Origin of the sequence: Cupriavidus necator (assembly GCF_016127575.1) — a bacterium.
GTDB classification, from domain to species: Bacteria; Pseudomonadota; Gammaproteobacteria; order Burkholderiales; family Burkholderiaceae; genus Cupriavidus; species Cupriavidus necator_D.
On sequence record NZ_CP066019.1, the window covers coordinates 2,279,094 to 2,300,440 of the forward strand.

General features: G+C 67.0%; 14 protein-coding genes and 2 pseudogenes. 4 read left to right on the plus strand and 12 right to left on the minus strand.

Annotation, left to right across the window (positions count from 1 at the left end):
* Positions 1-238 precede the first annotated feature (238 nt).
* From I6H87_RS29300 to I6H87_RS29325, 6 genes are all read right to left on the minus strand, one after another.
* Entirely contained in the window at positions 239-748 is a 510-nt protein-coding gene (locus tag I6H87_RS29300) for a fimbrial protein (RefSeq protein WP_011617634.1), read from the minus strand.
* Positions 749-817: 69 nt separating this feature from the next.
* Positions 818-3,388 carry a fimbria/pilus outer membrane usher protein gene (locus I6H87_RS29305; protein ID WP_041688190.1) on the minus strand — a complete coding sequence of 857 codons (2,571 nt, stop codon included), beginning with the start codon at positions 3,386-3,388 and terminating at the stop codon, positions 818-820.
* 116 nt (positions 3,389-3,504) lie between these two features.
* On the minus strand, positions 3,505-4,275 hold the full coding sequence (locus I6H87_RS29310) for a fimbrial chaperone (protein WP_011617636.1): 771 nt from the start codon (positions 4,273-4,275) through the stop codon (positions 3,505-3,507).
* Between the two features lie 101 nt (positions 4,276-4,376).
* Positions 4,377-4,931, minus strand: coding sequence for a fimbrial protein (locus I6H87_RS29315; protein WP_010811044.1), 555 nt, complete (start codon positions 4,929-4,931; stop codon positions 4,377-4,379).
* Positions 4,932-5,347: 416 nt separating this feature from the next.
* Positions 5,348-6,796 (minus strand): sensor histidine kinase, encoded by a 1,449-nt coding sequence (locus I6H87_RS29320; RefSeq protein WP_011617638.1) that lies wholly within the window; start codon positions 6,794-6,796, stop codon positions 5,348-5,350.
* The gene (locus I6H87_RS29325; RefSeq protein WP_010811042.1) at positions 6,793-7,515 is read right to left on the minus strand and encodes a response regulator transcription factor; all 723 of its coding nucleotides are present in this window, start codon (positions 7,513-7,515) and stop codon (positions 6,793-6,795) included. Before I6H87_RS29325 ends, I6H87_RS29320 begins: the two co-directional genes overlap by 4 nt.
* A 249-nt stretch (positions 7,516-7,764) precedes the next feature.
* On the opposite strand from I6H87_RS29325, the gene I6H87_RS29330 reads away from it, so the two are divergent.
* Positions 7,765-9,735 carry a ligand-gated channel protein gene (locus tag I6H87_RS29330; protein WP_011617639.1) on the plus strand — a complete coding sequence of 657 codons (1,971 nt, stop codon included), beginning with the start codon at positions 7,765-7,767 and terminating at the stop codon, positions 9,733-9,735.
* 168 nt (positions 9,736-9,903) lie between these two features.
* Here I6H87_RS29330 and treF read toward each other — a convergent pair whose 3' ends face one another.
* The 4 genes from treF to I6H87_RS29350 form a co-directional block, all read right to left on the minus strand.
* Positions 9,904-11,691 carry an alpha,alpha-trehalase TreF gene (gene treF, locus I6H87_RS29335; RefSeq protein WP_011617640.1) on the minus strand — a complete coding sequence of 596 codons (1,788 nt, stop codon included), beginning with the start codon at positions 11,689-11,691 and terminating at the stop codon, positions 9,904-9,906.
* A 121-nt stretch (positions 11,692-11,812) separates the two neighbouring features.
* Positions 11,813-13,237, minus strand: coding sequence for a multidrug transporter subunit MdtD (mdtD, locus tag I6H87_RS29340; RefSeq protein ID WP_011617641.1), 1,425 nt, complete (start codon positions 13,235-13,237; stop codon positions 11,813-11,815).
* Positions 13,238-13,354: 117 nt separating this feature from the next.
* Positions 13,355-14,473 carry a metal-dependent hydrolase gene (locus I6H87_RS29345; protein ID WP_011617642.1) on the minus strand — a complete coding sequence of 373 codons (1,119 nt, stop codon included), beginning with the start codon at positions 14,471-14,473 and terminating at the stop codon, positions 13,355-13,357.
* Positions 14,449-15,072, minus strand: coding sequence for a hypothetical protein (locus I6H87_RS29350; RefSeq protein WP_010811037.1), 624 nt, complete (start codon positions 15,070-15,072; stop codon positions 14,449-14,451). Before I6H87_RS29350 ends, I6H87_RS29345 begins: the two co-directional genes overlap by 25 nt.
* 277 nt (positions 15,073-15,349) lie before the next feature.
* Here I6H87_RS29350 and I6H87_RS29355 point away from each other — a divergent pair, with 277 nt between their 5' ends.
* From I6H87_RS29355 to I6H87_RS29365, 3 genes are read left to right on the plus strand one after another with little or no spacing between them, the layout of a single operon-like run.
* The gene (locus tag I6H87_RS29355) at positions 15,350-18,196 is read left to right on the plus strand and encodes an AMP-binding protein (protein ID WP_011617643.1); all 2,847 of its coding nucleotides are present in this window, start codon (positions 15,350-15,352) and stop codon (positions 18,194-18,196) included.
* A 59-nt stretch (positions 18,197-18,255) separates the two neighbouring features.
* Positions 18,256-19,275: a TerC family protein gene (locus tag I6H87_RS29360; RefSeq protein WP_011617644.1), complete on the plus strand. Its 1,020-nt coding sequence runs from the start codon at positions 18,256-18,258 to the stop codon at positions 19,273-19,275.
* A gap of 11 nt (positions 19,276-19,286) precedes the next feature.
* Positions 19,287-19,712 (plus strand): universal stress protein, encoded by a 426-nt coding sequence (locus I6H87_RS29365; RefSeq protein ID WP_011617645.1) that lies wholly within the window; start codon positions 19,287-19,289, stop codon positions 19,710-19,712.
* Between the two features lie 204 nt (positions 19,713-19,916).
* On the opposite strand, the pseudogene I6H87_RS34925 reads toward I6H87_RS29365, so the two are convergent.
* Positions 19,917-20,061, minus strand: a pseudogene (locus I6H87_RS34925) (site-2 protease family protein); the annotation flags it as partial.
* Between the two features lie 144 nt (positions 20,062-20,205).
* Positions 20,206-21,307, minus strand: a pseudogene (locus I6H87_RS29370) (IS5 family transposase).
* Between the last annotated feature and the right edge of the window lie 40 nt (positions 21,308-21,347).

The window sequence follows — 21,347 nt, forward strand, 5'->3', positions numbered from 1 at the left end:
GCAGCACGACAGATGTCCTCACCAATCCCATCGCCGGCCAAAACAAGAAACCCAGCGCGGCAGCATACAGCGCCGCACAGGGCTCAGTGGCATTACGCGGAGGGACTCGTCCCTACTGGTAGGTCATGGTGAACGTCATTCCCGAGTTGGCGGCGCCGGCCGCCACCGTGCTTCCGGTCTGGTAGTAGCGTGCCTTCAGTGGAATGACGTAGCTGCCACCAGTGCTGGCTATAGTCGCTCAAGACCTTGGTGGTCCCCAGCGGAAAACATTGCCGGAATCATCGAGCAACTGCACGCCGATGCCGGATGCCGTCGAGGAGGCATCGAGCGATACCACCGAGTTGGCGGCATCGAGAGCCGGGGTCACGGCATCGATGCGATAGCTCACCGAAGTCATGCCGGCCGGGCAGTTGTTCAGCGCGATATTGAATCCCGGCGATGACGTATAAGTGCCCGGCCCGGCAAACTCCTTGTTCTGATGCGTGCCCACCGGGGTATCGCGCGGCACGCCGTATGTACCAGTGGGCGCGGTGAAGTCCAGTGTACCGGCACTCGGTGTGCAGGAGAAGGTCGCGCCGAACGACTGTCCATGCAGTGCCAGGCAAAACAGCAGCGCAGCTGCCTTCAGTATGCCGTGCCATGGCCTGGCCGTCGCCTGGCCTCTGCTCACTGATCGTGTGAGGACAGACAATATCTTGTGCAAGGCGCCACCGCGCTGGCTTTGATATGGGCTTGTAGAATTCAACATCCTGATGTCCTGCGCATGCCGTGGCTGGCATGCATTAAGAAAATGGGGGCGGCACCATTCGCTCCAGCTTTAGCGGCAAACCGCTTCCACGGTCTGATACGAGGCATTCGCGTCTTTTTCAAGCTTCGGCAGGACATAGTCCAGCTTGCATGCTTCCGCAACGGCCCTACCCCACTTCACGCTCAGCTGGCCTGCATCCGTCTTCAGCCCGCGCGCAATGATGCGCCCGCCCTGAGCGACAGTGCCGACGCTCTGGCCTTGTGCATCGAAGACCTCCGCCCCGAACGGCAGCGGCTTGCCATCCGGTCTGTTGGCCCGCAGAAGCGCCGCACGGCCAGGGTTGTCGGTCTCGAACTTCATCTTCACAATCGCGCCTGCGGTCGGCGCCACGTTCTGCTGCGTCGTCTTCAGCTCAACGCTCATGGGCAGCCCCTTCGGGTCGATCTCGATCTGGTTGGTGGCGAATGGCGTCAGGGTCGGCACCACGGCGTGGCCCCAGGGGTCCACGCGCAGGCCGCTGCCGTTGGCCAGGCGCGCACCCGCGGCATCCTTGGCCTCGATGATGGCCATGGTGTCGCCCACCGTGGGCGTGAAGGCCACGCCCCCCGCATAGGCCACGATGCCGCCGCTGATGCCCAGGCCTGCTTGCGAGAAGTCGCGGCCCTTGCTGGCACTGGCCGTCATGGTCGCCATCGGCGACACATAGCCGACGTTGGCGCCGACAGTGGCTGCATCCCTGGTGTCGCCGCCACCGGTGTAGCCGGCGTTCACGCCGTAGGTGAAGGCGCTGTCCTGGCCCAGGGTGCCGGTCACTGTTTCCTGCAGCGACGTGCCCCCGGTGGAATCGTGGCTCAGGCTGGTCATCGAGTACGGCGCGTGCTGACCCTTGCCCAGCGGGATACCCACGTTGAGCATCACCCGGGTGTCCCACTTGCCTGAGCCGACGTTGAACTGGCGCGACGCCGAGACGCCATAGTTGATGCGCTTGTAGCTGTTGTTATAGCCCGCCTGGAACTGGGTATCGGAACCGCCGCGGTTCCAGTAGTTCTGCGTGGAGCCGGACAGGTAGAACGAGCCATAGCCTTGCGGCAGCATCTGGTTGATGGTCACCTGCAGGCGCCCGCGCTGGATGCCGCCGAGGAACGTGCCAGGGCCCAGGCCGCGCTGGTCCAGGTCGCGCAGCGCCATGGCATCGGTCATGCTCAGGTAGCCGCTGCTGGAATAGCGGTAGGCGGCCAGCGTCAGGTTGGTGTTGGTCGGTGCCACCAGCTTGCTGTACGACAGCCGCATGCTCTGGCCGCTCCGGTTGGGTGCATTCTGCAGGTTGGTCCAGGCCTGGGTCACGTCGGCGCCAAAGGCGCCGAAGTCCGTGTTCAGCGCCCCGCCGCCCATCACCGCCGTGTAGTCCTGTGCCGCGATGACGCCGCCGTAGCCGGTCAGCATATTGCTGATGCCGTGCTGAACGGTTGCCTGCATCAGCATCGGCCTGCTCTGGATCGACGTATTGCGGTACTGGCCGACGGTCACGCTGTAGCGCGTGACGCCCGGGCGCAGCGCATTGACGGCTGCGGCGTAGGGCACGCGCGAGGTATGGACGCTGCCATCGGCTTCCGTGACCACCACCTCGAGATCGCCGCCGTAGCCGGTCGGATACAGGTCATTGATCTCGAATGCGCCGGGGGCAACCGTGGTTTCGTAGATGGTGTTGCCGCCCTGGCGGACCTGCACGCGGGCGTTGCTGTTGGCAATGCCATGGACCACCGGCGCATAGCCGCGCTGGGATTCCGGGTACATCCGGTCGTCGCTGGCAATCTGCACGCCACGGAAGCCGAAACTGTCGAACAGGGTGCCGTCGGTGAAGGCATCGCCGATGATCAGCTGGCTCCTGATCGGCGCAATCGAGCGCTGCAGGTTGGTCTGCACGCTCTGGTAGCGCGTGCCCTCGACGTCGCCGTGCGTCAGGTTGCCCAGATGGCGAAAGCGCCAGCCACCGAAGTTGAGTCCGGCGTTCACCCCGACGTAGCTCTGCGTGGTCGATATCCCGCTGGAGTCGGAGTGATAGACGTTGGCGTTGTACTGCAGGCGCGCCGCGGTCACGCCTTCGTCCCAGTACTTGGGATCGACATAGCCGCGCGCCGAGCGCGACATGGCGATCTGCGGCACCGAGACGTCCAGGCGCTGCTCGCCGTTGTCGAAGCTGGCCGTGGCATCGGGGATCAGGTCGGGCAGCGACACGCACCCCGTGTCCAGCCGCGCCGACGCCTCCGGTGACAACCTGGCCAGGTCCACGCCCATGCGCTCGATCGCGGCACGGTCAAAGCACGGCTGCACGTTGCGGCTGTCTTCGCCCACCTGGCGCATCGTCACTTCGGCACGGCCCAACCAGACCTGGTTGACGTACAGCTCTGCGCGATAGTTGCCCGGCAAGGCCACGTTGCCCTTGTTGAAGCGGCTCGCGTCGATGCGGGCACCGCCGGGCTGCTGCAGGAAGGTGTCGTTGAATTCCACTTCCGCCACCAGCGTCGGCGCGCTGTTACCACCGGGCGCGGCCCATGCCCCCACGCCGGCGAACAAGGACAATACCACCGCACTGGCCGGACGCAGCCGGGACGGGAAGGAAGAGGTCTTCTGGGTTTTCATGGGTTTATGCCGGATATCTGGCCTTGCGCGGGCAAGACTTGCCCCTGCCGCTGGTTGCGGCATCGTCAATCGGAGAAATCAGCTCGGAAGAACGCCGGACGCGGCCCGGCGTGTGGTCAGCGCGAAGCGGCCTTGGTGGCGCTGCTGCCCAGTGCGGCTTCGCCGCTTACGGCGCCGCCGTAGTCATTGATGGCCTTGTAGCGAACCCTGGCTTCGGTGCCTTGCGCAACATCGCCGGTCAGCGGGAACGTTTTGGCTTCGCCCGGGCCGACCATGCCGCCTTCTTCAAACTTCGCGGTCTTGCCGCCGCCAACCAGTTCGAGGTTGGCGAAAGAAACGTGATACTTGCTGGGGTTGCTTGCCTCAAGCGCCGGCTTGCCGCCTGCATGGGTGACGCGCCAGCTGATGCTGCCAGGGGCGTCGTCGGCGTTGCCCTCCAGGCCCGCGGGGCGGAAGAAAAGCTTGATGCGCGAGCGGAAAGCCAGCTGCAGCTTGTTGACATCGGCTTCTTCGGCGGTGGGCTTTGGCGGGATCTCCAGCACATTGAGCCAGAACACGGATTCGCGGTCCTGCGGCAGTGGCTCGCCGGTGTAGATGATGCGCAGCGTCTGGCCCTTTTTCGGGTCGATGCGCGACACCGGCGGCGTCACGGTGAACGGTACGTCGATGGACGACGGCGCAGCCTTCGCGTCGCCCTTGTCGATCCACGCCTGCGTCAACGCCGGCGACTGACCTTCGTTGGTCAGCTTGATCGTGGTCTCGGTGTCTTTTGCCTTGTAGATGACCCGCGTGCCCGCTATGACCACGGAAGCTTGCGCGTGCAGCGCGCTCATGAGCCCCAGCGCAATCACGCCGGCGGAAATCAGGGACTTGATGGACGTTTTCATGATGGTTGCAGCGGACTTGACCGGGTGAAGCGGCACACACTCAATATTCGGAAGGCGCGGAGCGCGCCGGTAACACGCTCCGCGCCCTGTGGTACCAGGGCTTACTGGTAAGCGATCGAGTACATCACGGTCGAGTTGGCGGCACCGGCCGTTGCCGCGCCAGTTGCGTAGTACTGTGCGTAGTACTCCAGCTTGGCCGCGCCGCTGTTGATGGCGACTACGCCGGAATTCTGCGCGGCGTCGGCAAAGCCGGCCTTGATCGGGCTGTTATCGGTGCCGCCGTTCAGCAGGCGGATCTGCACGTTGGTGGCGCCGCCGGCGTCCACGATCAGGTTACCGGTGGTGGTGTCGGTGGTCGGGCCAGCCTCGAAGTAGGTATGCACGTTGCCGGTGTTCGGCGTGCAGTTGGTCAGGGCGATATAGAACGGCGTCTGGCCAGCGGTGTCACCAGCCTGGACCAGGGTGGAGGCCGAAACGGTCGGCAGTGTCACGGTAAAGTTCTTGCTGCCCGTGCCGTTGCCGTTGATCGTGCAGGTCTGGGCGGTGATCTGCCCGTTGAAGGTGATCTGGCCGTCGGCATTTGCGGCATGTGCAAACTGCGCGCCCATGGCGGTACCGGCGACGATCAGAGCAGCGAGGAGCTTGGTATGGGTCATGATGGGTGATTCAAATAAGTTGATAGGTAGATGGCTTTCGGATCCAACGGATCCCGCCCCGCCCCGTGCCGCCATTGAACCGCCAGATCTGTGTTGCAGTTGCCGGTTGCCCCGGGGACAGCTGAACTATATGTATGGCACCTAATGCCACCAATCAGGCAAGCCTTAGATCTTGCTCGGAATTTTTTCCTTTGCCGCGAACAGCTCGCCGTGGTTCTTATGCGTCATGAGGTGTAAATCTGACTTGCCGGCGCAAGGCAGATGTGCCTGCGAAGAGCCTGGACGGTGAGGAGACAGGCGCCGGATTGATCTGCATCATGGCAGCCGCATTGAAGCGCCGCATCTACGCCAAAGGGTACGCGCCGCTTGCAGCGGCTGCATGGTGCAAAGGCCATCTCCGCAGCATCCGTCCGCCCTTAACTGGCCAAAGTCCCGGCCGTGCCAACAGCGCCGTCACACGTCCTGCGCGGCAGGCAGACCTGCAGCGCCAGCCCGCGCGGCGCCACGTTGTGCGCCGACACCGTGCCGCCATGCGCGGCAATGCCCGCCTGCGCGATGCTGAGACCCAGTCCCGCCCCGGTCGGATGCCCCGGACCGCTGCGTACGCGGTAGAAGGGTTCGAACAGGCTCGCCAGCGCGTCTTGCGGAACGCCGGGCCCGCCGTCGACGATGGCGATCCGGATCGCCGTCTCATCAGCCTGCAGCGTCACGGTCACGGGCGCGGGGGGGTCGGTGTACCGGATCGCATTGCGCAGGATGTTCTCGATGGCGCTGCCCAGCGTCGCGGCATCTGCGTCGACGATCAGTTCATCCGGGGGAGTCCAGCAGATCGCCACGCCCCGGGCCGCGGCTTCGAAGCGGGCATCGGTGACGATGACGTCGAGCAGTTCCGCCAGGTCGATCGGGCGGAGCACCGGCGCCATCGCATGCAGCCGCGCCAGCTGCAGCGTGCGTTCGACCAGCGCGTCGAGCCGTTCCGTCTCGCGCTCGATGCGCTCGAACTGCAGGTCGAGCATGGCATCGCGCCGCCGCGCCAGTTCCAGCGACAGGCGCAGCCGCCCCAGCGGCGACCGCAGTTCATGCGCGATATTGCGCAGCAGCTGCTCGCGCCAGTCCATCAGGCGCTGCAGGCGGTCGGCCATGGCATCGAAATCGCGCGCGAGCTGGCCCAGCTCGTCGGCGCGGCGGGCCAGCACGGGCGGCGTGCGCGTGGCCAGCTCGCCGTCGGCAAGCGCTTGCGTGGCTTCGCGCAGGCGCCGCACGGGGCCGGTGACATGCCGCGTCAGCGCCCAGCACAGCGGCGCCGAGACGGCCAGCGCGAACAGGCCTAGGGAGAGCACCACAGGCGACAGGTGCAGCACCTCCCAACGCGACGAATCGAACGGCAGGAACAGCATCAGGAGCTCGCCGCCTTGCGGCAGCGCGATGGGTTGCGGGTCCCACCATGACACGCGCGCGCCAGGCCCGGGCACATGCGCGACAGCATGGCCGATCAACCCCGCGCGCCACATCGGCACCAGCCGGTCGGCCAGGCGGTTGCGCAGCCGCGCCGGCAACGGGCGGCCCAGCAGTTCCTGCAGCGTGTCGTCGACAATGTAGATGTCCAGCGCCGAGGCGTGCGAATCGATCGCCCGCAGCCAGCGCTCGAGTCCGGGGCGCCCCTGGGTCTGGGCGACTTCCAGCGCATCCTCGGTCAGCACCGCGGGGCTCAGGCCATCGAGCGCGTCGAAGCGGTACCAGGCCACCGCGGCCGTCAGCGCCATGCCGATGCCGACGATCGCGGCCATGCCCAGCCAGAAGGTCAGGAAGTTGCGCCAGAACAGCGGCAGCGGAAACAGCGCGCGCACGCGGCGGCGCCAGTTCACGGCGCCTGCACCAGCAAATAGCCCTGCCCGCGCAGGTTGCGGATCAGCAGCGGCGAAGTGATGCCGTCCAGCGCCAGCTTGCGGCGCAGCGCGCTGATATGCGTGTCGAGGCTGCGGTCGTAGCGTTCCGGCGCGCGGCCCAGCGCGAACCGGCCGATCTCGGCGCGCGCAACCACCCGGCCCGGCGCCCGCATCAGGATTTCCAGCACGCGCTGCTCGGCCCCGGTCAGCGGCGCCTCGGCGTTGCCGTGGATGGCCAGGCCTGATGCCAGGTTCAGGCGCAGCGCGCCAGCCTCCAGCCACGGCGCCTGTGCGGGCGCGGCAGGCGCGGCGCGGTGGAAACGGCGCAGCACCGCATGCATGCGCGCCTTGAGCTCGCGCGGGCTGAACGGCTTGCTCAGGTAGTCGTCGGCGCCCAGTTCCAGCCCCAGCACGCGGTCGGCTTCATCGCCGTGCGCGGTGAACATGATCACCGGGCGCTGCGAGCGCGCGCGGTGCAGCCTGAGCAGGTCCAGGCCGTTGCCGTCGGGGAGCATCAGGTCCAGCAGGGCGACGTCGTAGTCGTTGCGGGCCAGCAGGGTCTCGCCCTGCTGGCGGGTGTGCGCCAGCGTGACGGTGCAGTGATCGGGCTCCAGGTACTCGCGCAGCATCTGCGCCAGTTCCAGGTCGTCGTCGATCAGCAGCACGCGCGCGAGCGGCGTGTGGAAGCACATCAGCATGCAGCTTGCCGGGGCCTTGCGGACGTGGACGTGGCCGCCGGTCCCCGGTTCCGTCAAGAAACGTCAAGAAAACAAAAGCTATCCAAAGTGACTGGTAGGCACCTTCATCTCGAATTTTAATATGAGAATGATTGTTATTTACAGAAGACAGGGAAAATGATGAAGTTCAGGCAGGTCGCCGGGATCGGGGCGGCAACAAGAGCGGCGGCAGGGTTGCCAGCACCGGCGGGCGTACAACGGGGTCAATGGATGCGGATGCTGGCGGCGGCATGCGCCGCCTCCGGCATGACGGGAGCCTGGGCACAGGCGCAGGCGCTGAAGACGGAAGCCACCCTCGCCACCGTGGTGGTGACGGCGGCCGGCAGTGAGCAGGACATCCGCGACGCGCCCGCGTCGATCAGCGTGGTCACGCGCAAAGACCTGGAGAACAAGGCCTATCGCGACATCAACGATGCGCTGGTGGAAGTGCCAGGCGTAATCGTCAGCGGCGGCGGCGACCGGACCGACATCAGCCTGCGCGGCATGGGCGCCAAGTACACCCAGATCCTGATCGACGGCAAGCGCCAGAACTCGCGTGAGACCCGCACCAACTCCGACTCGTCCGGCGTGGAAAGCAGCTGGACGCCGCCGCTGTCCGCGATCGAGCGCATCGAGGTGGTGCGCGGGCCGATGTCGTCGCTGTACGGCTCCGACGCCATGGGCGGTGTGATCAACATCATCACGCGCAAGGTGCCCAGGACGTGGACGGGCGAGTTGCGCGGCGACGCCACGCTGCAGGAGAACAGCGACTCCGGCAATCTCTACCAGGGCAACTTCTACCTGGCCGGGCCGCTCAAGAGCGAGCTGCTGGGCCTGCAGCTGTACGGCCAGAGCACGCACCGCATCGAAGACGATATCGACTACGGCTTCCGCGGCCGCCGCGCCGAGAGCCTGACCGCCAAGCTGGCGCTGACGCCCACGCGCAACCACGACATCGTGTTCGAGGCCACCGGCATGCGCCAGCTGCGCAGCGAGACCGTGGGCAAGACCGTGCCGCCGCTGCCGCCCGGCACCGCCTGCCCGCGCTCCGGCTGCCCCACCTCCTCCGAGACCGACTACCGCAGCGAGAAGTACGCGCTGTCGCATACCGGCCGCTGGGGCTTCGGCGTCTCCGACAGCTATATCCAGCAGGAGGAGTTCGACAACCGCAGCCGCCGGATGAAGATCAAGAACCTGGACCTGCGCACCAGCTGGGCCATGCCACTGGGCAACCATATGCTGTCGGTTGGCGGCGAATACCTGAACCAGCGCCTGAACGACCAGACCGGCAACCAGATCGCCGGCGGCCCGAACCAGGTCGAGCGCTACCAGTGGGCGCTGTTTGCCGAGGACGAGTGGCGCCTGGCGCAGAGCTTTGCCCTGACCGGCGGCGTGCGCATGGATCACGACCAGAACTTCGGCCAGCACTACAGCCCGCGCTTGTACGGCGTGTGGCATGCGGCCGAGCGCTGGACGGTCAAGGGCGGGGTGTCGACCGGCTTCCGTGCGCCGGACCTGCGCCAGACCGTGGCCGGCTGGGGCCAGACCAGCCGCGGCGGCAATATGTACGGCAACCCCGACCTGAAGCCCGAGACGATGTTGTCGCAGGAACTGGGCCTGCTCTATGACAAGGGCAACGGCCTGCAGGCGGGCGTGACGCTGTTCAACAACGACTTCAAGGACAAGATCACGCGCGTCGCCTGCCCGGCCACGCAGTGCACCGACGCACCTAACCGGTTCGGCGCCAACCCGACCACCTACATGAACGTGGACCGCGCCTACTCGCGCGGGGTGGAAGCCAGCCTGCGCTGGCCGATCGCGCAAGCGTGGTCGCTGACCGGCAGCTATACCTATACCAAGTCGGAACAGAAGAGCGGCCAGTACCAGGGCCAGCCGCTGAACCAGTTGCCGATGCACCTGCTGGTGGCCACGCTGAACTGGCGGCCGAGCGAGAAGATCAACGCCTGGGCGCGCGTCAACTACCGCGGCAAGGAAAGCCAGCCGATCACGGGGCCGTCATCCAGCACCGTGGTGGCGCCGTCGTACACCTTTGTCGACCTGGGGGCGACCTACACGGTTACCAGGAACGTGTCGGTGTTTGCCGGGATCTACAACCTCTTCGACAAGCAGGTGAACTACACCGACTATGGGCATGTCGAGGATGGGCGCCGGTACTGGATGAGTGTGTCCGTGAAATTTTGAAGGTGGCTGTTCTTGTTGTTGCCATGCGATTCGGCTGTGGCTCTTGGCAGGCGTGGGCTGTTTCGCCGGCGCAGCCGGCGAAACAGCCCAGTCAAGAGCGACACCCCGACCGCATTGAGCAGCAATCCCCAAATCCCCCCAACGCGATGCAAGCGCAGTGTGCCCACCTCAGCTCGCCAAATCATCCGCCCGGCATCTTGCCGGCACCTCTCCGTATAGAGCCATCAACGCGCCGGCAATCGCGTTGGTCCAGCCAAAGCCATCCTGCAACGGATACTCGCCCCCGCCCCCTCCCCGGGCCGGCCCTTCGATATGCCGGATGCGGTATTTCTCCACCAGCTTGCATTCATGGGTGTAGAGACTGGCCACGGTCGCCAGCCAGCGCTGCGCAATCTCACGCGCCAGGTCGTCATGGCCATAGCGTGCCAGCCCGCGCACGGCCAGCCATTGCAGTGGCGCCCAGCCATTGGGATGGTCCCATTGCTGGCCCGAAGCACATTCCGTGGTGGCCAGCCCGCCGTCAACCAGCAGCCGGTCCTTCACCGCCTGCGCCACGGCTTGCGCCTGCGACGGCAGCGCAAGACCGAGATAGAGCGGCATCACCATTGCCGCGGTCAGGCACAGCCGCGGCGCGCCGCGGCACCAGTCGTAGTCGACAAAGGCGCCCGCGGTGTCGTTCCACATGTATTGCAGGATGGCTGCCTCGCGCCGCTGCGCCGCCACGCGGTAAGCCTCCGCCGCGGCATCGCCCGCCTGCTCGCACAGCACGGCGAGGCGCGTTTCCAGGTGCCAGAGCAATGCGTTGAGGTCGACCGGCAGCATCGCCGTGGTCCGGATGGTGGCAAGGTCCGCGGGCTGGCCGGTGGGCGTGGATGGCGAATCGAGCCAGCGCGAGCTGAAGTCCCAGCCCGATTCCGCCGCGGCGCGCAGGTCGCGGAACACCAGGTGATGCGGCCGGCCGCTGCGCATTGCGGTCTCCATGTCTTCCAGGAAGGCCTCTTCGCGCGGCCACGGGCGGTCGTCCCAGTAGCGGTTCAGCACCGCGCCGTCGGGCAGGCACACCACCCGTCGGTGCGCGTGGCCCGGCCGCACGCAGTCGGCACCGTCCATCCAGAAGGCGTATTCCCGGCGCAGCTGCGGCAGGAAGTCGATGGCGCTGGCCAACTGCTCGCGCTCGAGCAGGTCCACCATCAGCGCAAACACCGGCGGCTGCGAGCGGCTCAGGTAGTAGTTGCGCGTGCCGTTCGGCACCAGGCCATAGGTGTCGATCAGGTAGGCGAAGTTCCGCGCCATCTCCACCATCAGGTCGCCGCGCCCGCTGCCGGCCAGCCCCTCCATGGTGAAGTAGGAGTCCCAGTAATACAGCTCGCCGAAGCGCCCGCCCGGCACCACGTAGCGGTGCGGCAGCGGCAACAGCGACGACAACGGCGGATGGGCCACGGGCTCGCGCGTCAGCACCGGCCACAGGCCGTCGATATGCTCGCGCAGGGTGCTGGCCGGGTCTGACACGTAGTGGCTCTCCGGCACGGTGGCGCGGGTGAAATGCGCCTGCACGAAATCAGCCAGACAGAAACCCGGCGTGTCGCGCGTTTCGCGGTAGCGTGCCACGATCAGGTCCGGGTCGCAGTTGGGAATGCAGTCAGGGAAGGTCTTGCTGTCGGCAAACAGGCCGCTGTGCTGGACGTCGACGAACAGCTCGCAGTAGCGCGCCGCGGGCGACAGCATGTCGGCGCAAGCGCAGCCGGGCAGCGTGTGCGGCGGCGGGCAGTCCCGGTCCGTGACCAGCGCCGGCTGCGCCGCCGCATGGACCTTGCCGGGCGCCGCCGATGGCCCCGGCACCGCGCCGGCGCCGTCAGGGGTGGCCGGGGCCGTGCGCGGCACCGTGCTGCCGCCGGCAGTGGCGCCGGACGACTGCGGAATGGCGGGTTCGGTCTCGGGCTTGCCTGTCGGCTGCATGGGCGCCTCCCTGCACCGGGCGCTGCCGGCTCATGTGGATAGGAGCCGCGAAGTGCGGGTAAGTTCGCGGCCGCCCCCGCAAAGCGCCCCATGTGTCACGCAGGCGCCCGGGCGCAGGCGTTCACACCTCCTTTTCGCCATGCTGCACCGGTATCGCCGGCGCGGCTTCGCGCACCCCCAGCTGCATGAAGATCCAGGCCGACGCGCACGTGATCAGCCCCATGCAGACAAAGGTGGCATGAAACGCCGGCAGCACCGCCGTGGAATCGCCGCCGAAGCGGTGCTGGAAGGTCGCCAGCAAGGCGCCCGCCGCGGTCACCGCCAGGCTCATCGACAGCATCTGCACCATCGACAACATGCTGTTGCCGCTGCTGGCGCCGGCCCCGCTCAGGTCCTTCAGCGTGACCGTGTTCATGGCCGTGAACTGGATCGAATTGACCATGCCGAACAGCGCCAGCAGCGGGACCAGCAGCCACAGCGGCAACTGCGGCGTGATCAGCGCAAAGGCTGCCATCACCAGCCCCACCACGAAGGTATTGGCCACCAGCACGCGGCGGTAGCCGTGGCGCTGGATCAGGCGCGTGGCCAGGCGCTTGGAGGCCATGCCGGCGGCGGTGACGGGCAACATCATCAGGCCCGCATCGAACGGCGAATAGCCCAGGCTGATCTGCAGCGTCAGCGGGATCAGGAACGGCATCGAGCCATTGCCGATCCGGGCGAACAGGTTGCCCAGCAGCCCCACGCTGAAGCTGTGGATGCGGAACAGCCGCAGCGGGAACAGCGGCTGCTTGCGCCGGTTGGCGTGCAGCCCGTAGGCGGTCAGCGCGGCCATGCTGGCGATCAGCAGCATCAGCACGGTGGCATGCTGGAAGCCCAGCCCGGCCAGCCCGTCGAGCGAGAACGACAGCGACAGCATGGCGATGGCCAGCAGCAGGTAGCCGGCGATGTCAAAGGGCCCGATGCCGGTCAGCCGCGCGTTGGGCATATAGCGCACCGTGGCCAGTGCGCCCAGCAGCCCGACCGGCACGTTGATCAGGAAGATCCAGTGCCACGACAGCACCTGCGTCAGCCAGCCGCCCAGCGTCGGCCCGATCAGCGGGCCGAGCATGCCGGGGATGGCGACGAAGCTGAGCGCCTGCAGGTACTGCTCGCGCGGGAAGGTGCGCAGCACCGAGAGCCGCCCCACCGGCAGCAGCATGGCCCCGCCCACGCCCTGCACCACGCGCGCGCCGATCAGGAAGTTTAGCGTAGGCGCGTAGGCGCACAACAGCGAACCCACCACGAACAGCCCGATGGCGGTCTGGAAGATGGTGCGGGTGCCGAAGCGGTCAGCCAGCCAGCCCGATGCCGGGATGATCACCGCCATGGTCAGCGAGTAGGCAATCACCACCGACTGCATCCGCAGCGGACTCTCGCCCAGGCTGTGCGCCATCGACGGCAGCGCGGTGTTGACGATCGTCGAGTCCAGCGTCTGCATGAAGAAGCCGACCGCCACCACCCACAGCATGATGCGGCGGGTGCGGTCGTCGGGCTGGGGTGTGGTCATGTGGCGGGCTCCGGGCCGGCCGGGCCCCGGAATCCCGGTATGCGCCGGCCAAAGCCGACACCTTAAAGGTCTATCGCGGAACAGGCAAATCGATGCGTGGCCAAGCGCCTCGCTGCCCTAGTCCAGGCGCTGGCGCTGGTCCTGGCTGAAATAGGCAAGCCGGTACAGCCGCCACGGTGCCTGCGCACTGTCGCGGCAATAGCCATAGCGGAAGATGTCTTCCAGCGCGGGCAGGTCGTAGCGCAGGTCGGTGAACCAGACGCAGGCGACCGCTGCGCCCGGCGGCACGGATGGCGATGCCCGCATCGCCGTGATGGCGGACAAGGCCGGATAGACCGCGAACTGCCTGAAATCGGCAAAGTCCGGCCGCACCCAGAGCTGCCATGCCAGCGCCTGCTCAGCCAGCGCCTGCTCAGCCGGCGCCTCCAGCAGCTGCGGCCGCTCGGTCCAGACCATGCGCCCGGGCGGTTCGTAGGCCCTGGCCATGGCCGGCAGGCGCCCCAGCACCTGCCATTGCGGCACCCAGGCCCGATGCCCGGCCAGGTTGACGTGGGCGACGCGGTAGTCCGTCTCCGCGCGGGCAATCAGTTTCCAGTTGAACGGAGAGAACGGCTGGGGCAGCGCATCCACGCGCTGCGCCTGGATACCGGCAGTGCGCAAGGATTCGTTGCCCAGTTCCAGCGCCCGTTGCCTGAGCACAGCCTGGACGCCGACATAGGCACACAGCAGCGCCATGCCCGCCAGTGCCGCCCGACCGCGCCACTGCAGCGCCAGCAACAGTGCCAGGACCAGTCCGGACACGACAATGCCGCTCAACAGCGGATCGATCAGGAAGCTGGTGCCAAGGCTGAAGCGCCGTTCGGAGCCGGGATAGAAGATGCGGGTGCCATAGACCGTGACCAGGTCCAGCGCGATGTGGCTGGCCACGCCGAGGCAACTGACGGCGAACGCTTCCCTCCAGGCCTCGCGCCGGTGCGCCGCCAGGCAGAACAGGCCGGCAAGCAGCGCGCCCCAGGCGGGGAGCAGCAGCAGCGAATGGGTCGGCCCCTGGTGCCACTGCGCCAGGAAACGCAGCGGATGGACCAAAAAACCCAGGAAATCGATATCCGGAAAGGCACCGGCCGCAGCGCCAAGCAGCAGGCGTTCGCGCGTGCTGAGTCGCCGGCCGGGAACCTCGGCGACAGGGATGGCGAGCGCGGCCTGCGCCCCCATCAAGGCATGGGTGATCGTGTCCATCCGGACCGGGCTCCCTTGTCGCCAGGGCGGCGCCAGGCCAGGCGCTCGGCGCAGCGCAGTTGCCGTTCGAGCCACGCTTGCGTGTGGCCGGAATCCGGAGAACGGTCGCGTAGCCAACAGCCAAAGGTGGAAAGGAAGATTCCGGTCAGCACGACCTCGCCCAATTCGCGGCGCCAGCCGGATTCGGGCAGGCGCGCCGATTCCCGCAGCCATTGCACGGTGCGGCTGATATGCAGCAGGCCCTGCACCTGCAGATGCACGTGCTCCGGCTGCAGCTTGTAGCGCAGCATCTGGGCGGTGAGCTGCCGGTGCGGGGCCAGCGCCTCGAGCCAGGCGAGGATGGCCTGCTCCAGGCGCTCGCGGTGGGACAGGGCGGCCCAGCCTTCACGCGAGGAAGCGCGCACGAGCGCAAGGTCGGCCCGCTCGAACCAGGCCTCGGCCAGGTCGTCCTTCTGCCGGTAATGCCGATGGATCTGGTCCAGGCCGATGCCCATGTCGTCGGCAACGTCATGCAGGTGCAGGGCATCCCAGCCGCTGCGCTCGCCCAGCATCAGGGCAACCTCCAGGATCCGGCCTGCCAGGGCTGCGTCAGCGTTCATGGCTTTGCCATCCTCGGGAATGCGCGTCCGCGCTCTACCTTCCAGCATAGAGAGGCAACCCGTACGCGGGCGCGGATTTCATTGTCATGTGCACGATGCTGCCGGATCGGCGTGCAGTCGGGGCTTGCCCGCCTGTGCCCGGTTCGGCACCTGCCTCGACAATTTCCGCACGCAGCCTATCTTTAGGGTGTCAGTCCAGGCGTCATCGACAAGGGCCGCCGTGCCAGCCAGCACTCGGCGGCGGCCGCGGTGTCGCGTGGACAGAGGCCGTACGCGCATGAAAGCGGATTCTCCCCCGAGGCAGAACTACGAAGATGCCCTGCTCGGCATCGTGCGGGAGATGTCTTCGGCCATGCGCCCGCCGGCAGAGTCCGAAGTGACGGTCGCGCTGGACAGCACGCTCGAAGGCGACCTGGGCTTCGACAGCCTCACGCGCGCCGAGCTGCTGACCCGCCTTGAACACCGCTTCGGCGTCAGCCTGCCGGAGCAGGTGCTGGCCCAGGCCGACACCCCGCGCGCGCTGCTGCGCGCCTTGCTCGCCGCCCAGGACCTGCCGCCCGGAGCGAGCGGCACGCACCTGCGCCAGGCCCGCCCTGCCCCGGCGGCACAGGCGCCCGACAGTGCCGCCACCTTGCCGGACGTGCTGCGCTGGCACTTGCGCAGCCACCCGGAGCGCACCCACATCATCCTGCAGGACGGCGACGGCGCAGACACGCAGATCAGCTTTGCCCAGCTGCACCGCGGCGCTGCGGCCATCGCGGCCGGGCTGGTGTCCCGCGGCGTGAGCGCGGGCACGGCCGTGGCCATCATGCTGCCCACCAGCCCCGAATACTTCTACAGCTTCTGCGGCGTGCTGCTGGCGGGCGGGATTCCGGTGCCGCTCTACCCGCCGGCGCGGCTGGCGCAGATCGGCGACCACCTGCAGCGCCACGCCGGCATCCTGGCCAACGCGCAGGCGCCGGTCCTGATCACGGTGGCACAGGCGCGGCCGCTGGCGGCCCTGCTCAAGGCCAGCACGGGAACGCTGCATAGCGTGCTCACGCCGCAGGAGCTGGCGGACGGCGGCGGCGCCCCGGTCCATCCGATGCTGCGCACGCACGACATCGCCCTGCTGCAATACACCTCAGGCAGCACCGGCTCGCCCAAGGGGGTCGTGCTCAGCCATGCCAACCTGCTGGCCAACCTGCGCGCCATGGGCAAGACCCTGGCCGTCGGCTCGCAGGACGTCTTTGTCAGCTGGCTGCCGCTCTATCACGACATGGGCCTGATCGGCGCCTGGCTGGGCAGCCTGTACTACGCCTACCCGCTGGTGGTGATGTCGCCGCTTGCCTTCCTGGCGCGGCCCGAGCGCTGGCTCTGGGCGATCCACAAGTACCGCGGCACGCTCTCGGGCGGGCCCAACTTCGCCTTCGAACTGTGCCTGCGCAAGCTGGCCAATGCCGACCTGGCCGGGCTGGACCTGTCCAGCTGGCGCTTCGTCTTCAATGGCGCGGAGCCGGTGAGCCTGCAGACCATGCGCGTCTTCATGGAGCGCTTTGCCCGCTACGGCCTGCGCCCGCAGGCTGCCGCGCCGGTGTACGGGCTGGCGGAGGCCTCGCTGGGCCTGGCCTTTCCGCCGCTTGGCCGAGGGCTGGCGGCCGACCGCATCGACCGCGACAAATTCACGCGTACTGCCGTGGCCGTGCCCGCGGGCGAACACGGGCCCACTGGCGAGCGCGAGACACTGGAATTCCCGTCCTGCGGCCGGCCGCTGTCCGGCCACGAAGTCCGCATCGTCGACGCCACCGGACGCGAACTGGGCGAGCGGCATGAAGGCCTGCTGCAGTTCCGCGGCCCTTCAGCCACCAGCGGCTATTTCCGCAATCCCGTGCAGACCCGCCAGCTGTTCGACCGCGGCTGGCTGAACACCGGCGACTATGCCTATATCGCCGCCGATGAGGTCTATATCACCGGGCGCGCCAAGGAAACCATCGTTCGCGGCGGCCGCAATATCTATCCCTATGAACTGGAGCAGGCGGTCGGCGCCATCCCCGGCATACGCAAGGGCTGCGTGGCCGTGTTCGGCAGTCCCGATCCGGATAGCGGCACGGAACGCATCGTGGTGATGGCGGAAACCGCAGAGAAGGATGTGCAGGCGCGCCGCGCGCTGCACCGGCAGGCGCTGAAGACCGCCCTCGACGTGCTGGGCATGCCGCCCGACCATATCGCGCTGGTGCCGCCGCACAGCATCCTGAAGACATCGAGCGGCAAGATCCGGCGCGCCGCCTGCCGCGAGCGCTTCGAGCACGGACGCCCCGGCCGCGGCGTGGAAGCGCCCTGGCTGCAGATCGCGCGCTTTGGCTGGCGCGCGCTGCGGCCGGAACTGCGGCGCGGCCGGCAGACCGCCGCGAGCCTGTCCTACGCGCTCTACACCTGGCTCCTGTTCGCAACGCTGGCGCCGGCGACCTGGCTGGCATCGGTTGCGCTGCACCGGCCGGCACTGGGCTGGACGCTCAGCCACCACGCCGCCCGGCTGTTTCTCAGGCTGGGCGCGGTGCCCTGGTTCGTGCAAGGGCTTGAGCACCTGCCGCGCAACCGGCCCTGCATCCTGGTCTCGAACCACGCCAGCTACCTGGACGGCATCGTGCTGGTGGCCGCGCTGCCCACGCCGGTATGCATGGTCGCCAAGCGCGAGCTGCAGCGCCAGCGCATTCCCGGCACCTACCTGGCCAGCATCGGCGCGGACTTCATCGACCGCTTCGATAACGTGCGCGAGCACGAGGATGTGGAGCGCGTGGTGGCCGCGGTGCGCGCCGGGCATTCGGCGCTGTTCTTCCCCGAAGGCACCTTCGGCCGTGCGCCGGGGCTGCAGGCCTTCCGCTCGGGCGCTTTCCTGGCGGCCGCGCGGGCCGGCGCGCCTGTGGTGCCGGTCGCCATCCGCGGCACCCGCTCGGTGCTGCGCGACGGCCAGTGGCTGCCGCGCCGCGGGCCAATCGGCGTGGTCATCGGCAGCCCGCTCTGGCCGGACGGCGCAGACTGGCCCGCCGCCATGCGCCTGCGCAACACCGCCCGCGCCGAGATCCTCCATTACTGCGGCGAACCGGATGCGCGGCGCACGACGCACCGGGATGCGAGGCGGGCCTAGTGCCCCGCGCCGCGAGGAACTTGCCATGACATCTGCCGACGGAGCAGGACCCTAGCGGCATGGATACCTTTGCCACCGCCCCGATGTGGGCCGGCTTCCTGGTCCTGGTGCTGGGGACGCTGGTGGTGGACGTGTTCGTCCTTGGCGGCCGGCACGCGCACCGCGTTTCAACGCGCGAGGCGCTGGGCTGGACCCTGGCCTGGTCGACGCTGGCGGTGCTCTTCGGCATCGCCCTGTGGTGGCTGCTGGCCGGAAGCGCCGGACGCGAGACCGCAGACCGCAAGGTGCTGGAGTTCTATACCGGCTACCTGATCGAGCTGTCGCTGTCGGTCGACAATATGTTCGTGTTCGCGATGATCTTCGGCTATTTCGCGGTGCCGCCGGAGTTGCAGCGCAGGGTGCTGCTGTTCGGCGTGGTCGGCGCGATCGTGATGCGCGCCGTCATGATCCTGCTCGGCGTGTGGCTGATCAGCGAATTCTCGTGGATCCTCTACGTGTTCGGCGTGTTCCTGCTGTTCACCGGCATCAAGATGCTGTTCGTCTCCAGGCGTGCCCCCGATCTCTCGCGCAATCCCATCGTTCGCTTCCTGTGTGCGCATATGCGGATCACCGCGGACTATCACGGCGAGCACTTCTTCGTGCGCGTCGACGGCCTGCGCCATGCGACACCGATGTTCCTGGTGGTGCTGCTGGTCGAGGCGACCGACCTGGTGTTTGCCGTCGACAGCATTCCGGCCATCTTCGCCGTCACCACCGACCCGTTCATCGTCTTCACCTCGAACATCTTCGCCATCATGGGGCTGCGGGCGCTGTATTTCCTGCTGGCCAACCTGGCGCAGCATTTCCATTATCTGAAGTACGGCCTGGCCATCGTGCTGGCCTTTATCGGCGCCAAGATGCTGGCCGAGCCGTGGTTCCATGTGCCGGTGCACTGGTCTCTCGGCGCCGTCGCCATGACGTTGTTCGTGTCCGTCCTGGTCAGCCGGGCCAGGGCCAGGCGCACGCTTGCGCACGCCGGGGACGAACTGGGCGGCCACTGCGCCCCGCGCGAGCGCAGGGCAGGGAACCGGCGCACATAAGGAGCGATTCCATGAACAAGATCCTGCTTGCGACCGACGGGTCGGCCTATAGCGACGCGGCCGCCCGCTACCTGGTACAGAATCCCCTGTTCAGCCGCGATTTCGTGGTGCACGTGGTGCACTGCGAACCGGATGTGGCTGGCGACATCAAGACCTTCATCGACCGGTCCACCCTGGATGCCTGGCATCGCGAACAGAACGACAAGGCGATGCAGTCCGTGGCGAGCATCCTGGACGAGGCCGGTATCGCTTGCGAGTGCCACGGCTTCGTCGGCTTCGCACCGGCCCGCATCGTCGAGTACGCGGGCAGCATCGGCGCCAGCCTGATCGTGATGGGCTCGCACGGCCGCGGCGGCTTCCTGGATGCCATCATCGGCTCGGTCGCCAGGCGAGTGCTTGCCCATGCGCACTGCCCGGTGTTGCTGGTCAGGAGCTAGTGCCCTCTGATCGCTGAGAAAACTGGCCTGCTGGCGGTTTGCTTCCCCTCGCAAACCAATGCCTCTAGCTGGCGCGGTTGACTGGGAATTGCTGGAGTCTGGCTACAGATCGCAGGGCACCCGGCGCCTCGCCGGATTGTGCGGCCGGGGCGATTTTACCTCGGTGGCTTGCGCGCCGCCGCAGTGACCGTAACAGTAACGGGCTGGTGCTGTCATTGCCACAGCCCGCCCCCCGCCATCGAAGGGTGAAAGCGGAACCAGGTTAAACAGGTTCAGGAAGAAGCCCGCAATAGGCCAACGCCAGCAGTGACCCGCTGTCGGCGCTACGCTCAAGGTAATAGCAGACTAGCAGGCTGCTGAAGTACTGCCGCACAAACGGAATGCTTTCCGCCTGTGCAGGTAAGCACTGCTTGATTTCACAATCCGGAAGCTATGCGCCCCTGAATCGTTTTTTTCGGCTGTTGGGCGCCCGTTTCCGGCATTCTTGGCCCGCTTACTGCAACTGCGGACGGATTTTTCCCAGCGAACGCATGCGCACGAGGTGTAGGCGGCCATGCTCAGCACGAACATCTAGTCGCCTCGCTTCAGTCCGCGCACCATCACCTGGCGCATGCGCCCGACCGTCTTGACCCAGCCGAAGCCTTGCTCGATCAGCTTGCGCTTTTGCTGCGAGATGGCATATCCCTCGCTGCGGGCAATGGCATCAGGAACCGCCGAGCGCCGACCCGAGGTGTTTTGCGCCACATGCGGCGTCACCTTCATCTCCAGGCAGGCTTGAATGAACTCCTGCGCGTCGTAGCCTTTATCCGCGCCCACGGTGACTTCCACATTCAGATCTTCAGTCACCTGCCTGGCATCGTTGATGCATGACCTTCGCGGGCCTCGCGCTCGGCGTGTCCGTCCGCATTGGTCACCATGGCGCTCACCACCAGGCCGTGGCGGTTGTCGCTCAGGGTATAGCCCATGTAGCGCAGTTCACTCGCAGTCTTGCCCTTGCGGTACAGCCTGGCATCGGGATCGGTCTTGGACTCGTGCGTGTCGTTGCTGCGCTTGCGACCCTTGAAGTTACCGCCGTCGTTATCGTCCTTGTCACCGCCGTCCTTGCGCACAAAGCTCTTGTGGCCTGCCCACGCCTGAATCAGCGTGCCGTCGACGCTGAAGTGCTCCCCCGACAGCCAGTTCTTCTTCTGCGCGATAGCCAGCACCTCGTTGAAGAACTCGATCACAGCATCATGCTTAGTCAGCCGTTCGCGGTTCTTGGTGAAGACCGTTGGCACGCAAACTGGGGCGTCCATCTATAGCCCGATGAACCAGCGAAACAGCAGGTTGTACTGCGTCTGCTCCATCAATTGACGTTCGGAGCGGATGCTGTAGAGCACCTGCAGCAGCATGGCGCGCAGCAACTTCTCCGGCGCGATGCTAGGCCGGCCACCCTTGATGTCGGCCTCGTACATCTGCGCGAACAACCGGTCCATCTTCACCAGCGCCTGGTTGGCCATGGTTCGGATCGAGCGCAGCGGGTGCGACTTCGGCACGAAATCATCCAGACGCCGCATGGTGAACAAACTTTCGGTGAAGGTGTCTCCGCCGCGCATGAATGTGGGGTTGGATGGGGTCCTCAAATCAACGCTTCAG

Bases quoted from the DNA above. Each gene is read 5' to 3' on its own strand.
- I6H87_RS29330 (WP_011617639.1), top strand. From the start codon at position 7,765: ATGCGGATGCTGGCGGCGGCATGCGCCGCCTCCGGCATGACGGGAGCC.
- I6H87_RS29315 (WP_010811044.1), bottom strand. From the start codon at position 4,931: ATGACCCATACCAAGCTCCTCGCTGCTCTGATCGTCGCCGGTACCGCC.
- I6H87_RS29300 (WP_011617634.1), bottom strand. From the start codon at position 748: ATGTTGAATTCTACAAGCCCATATCAAAGCCAGCGCGGTGGCGCCTTG.
- I6H87_RS29345 (WP_011617642.1), bottom strand. From the start codon at position 14,473: ATGGACACGATCACCCATGCCTTGATGGGGGCGCAGGCCGCGCTCGCC.
- I6H87_RS29360 (WP_011617644.1), top strand. From the start codon at position 18,256: ATGGATACCTTTGCCACCGCCCCGATGTGGGCCGGCTTCCTGGTCCTG.
- I6H87_RS29325 (WP_010811042.1), bottom strand. From the start codon at position 7,515: ATGCTGATGTGCTTCCACACGCCGCTCGCGCGCGTGCTGCTGATCGAC.
- I6H87_RS29350 (WP_010811037.1), bottom strand. From the start codon at position 15,072: ATGAACGCTGACGCAGCCCTGGCAGGCCGGATCCTGGAGGTTGCCCTG.
- mdtD (WP_011617641.1), bottom strand. From the start codon at position 13,237: ATGACCACACCCCAGCCCGACGACCGCACCCGCCGCATCATGCTGTGG.
- treF (WP_011617640.1), bottom strand. From the start codon at position 11,691: ATGCAGCCGACAGGCAAGCCCGAGACCGAACCCGCCATTCCGCAGTCG.
- I6H87_RS29310 (WP_011617636.1), bottom strand. From the start codon at position 4,275: ATGAAAACGTCCATCAAGTCCCTGATTTCCGCCGGCGTGATTGCGCTG.
- I6H87_RS29365 (WP_011617645.1), top strand. From the start codon at position 19,287: ATGAACAAGATCCTGCTTGCGACCGACGGGTCGGCCTATAGCGACGCG.
- I6H87_RS29355 (WP_011617643.1), top strand. From the start codon at position 15,350: ATGAAAGCGGATTCTCCCCCGAGGCAGAACTACGAAGATGCCCTGCTC.
- I6H87_RS29305 (WP_041688190.1), bottom strand. From the start codon at position 3,388: ATGAAAACCCAGAAGACCTCTTCCTTCCCGTCCCGGCTGCGTCCGGCC.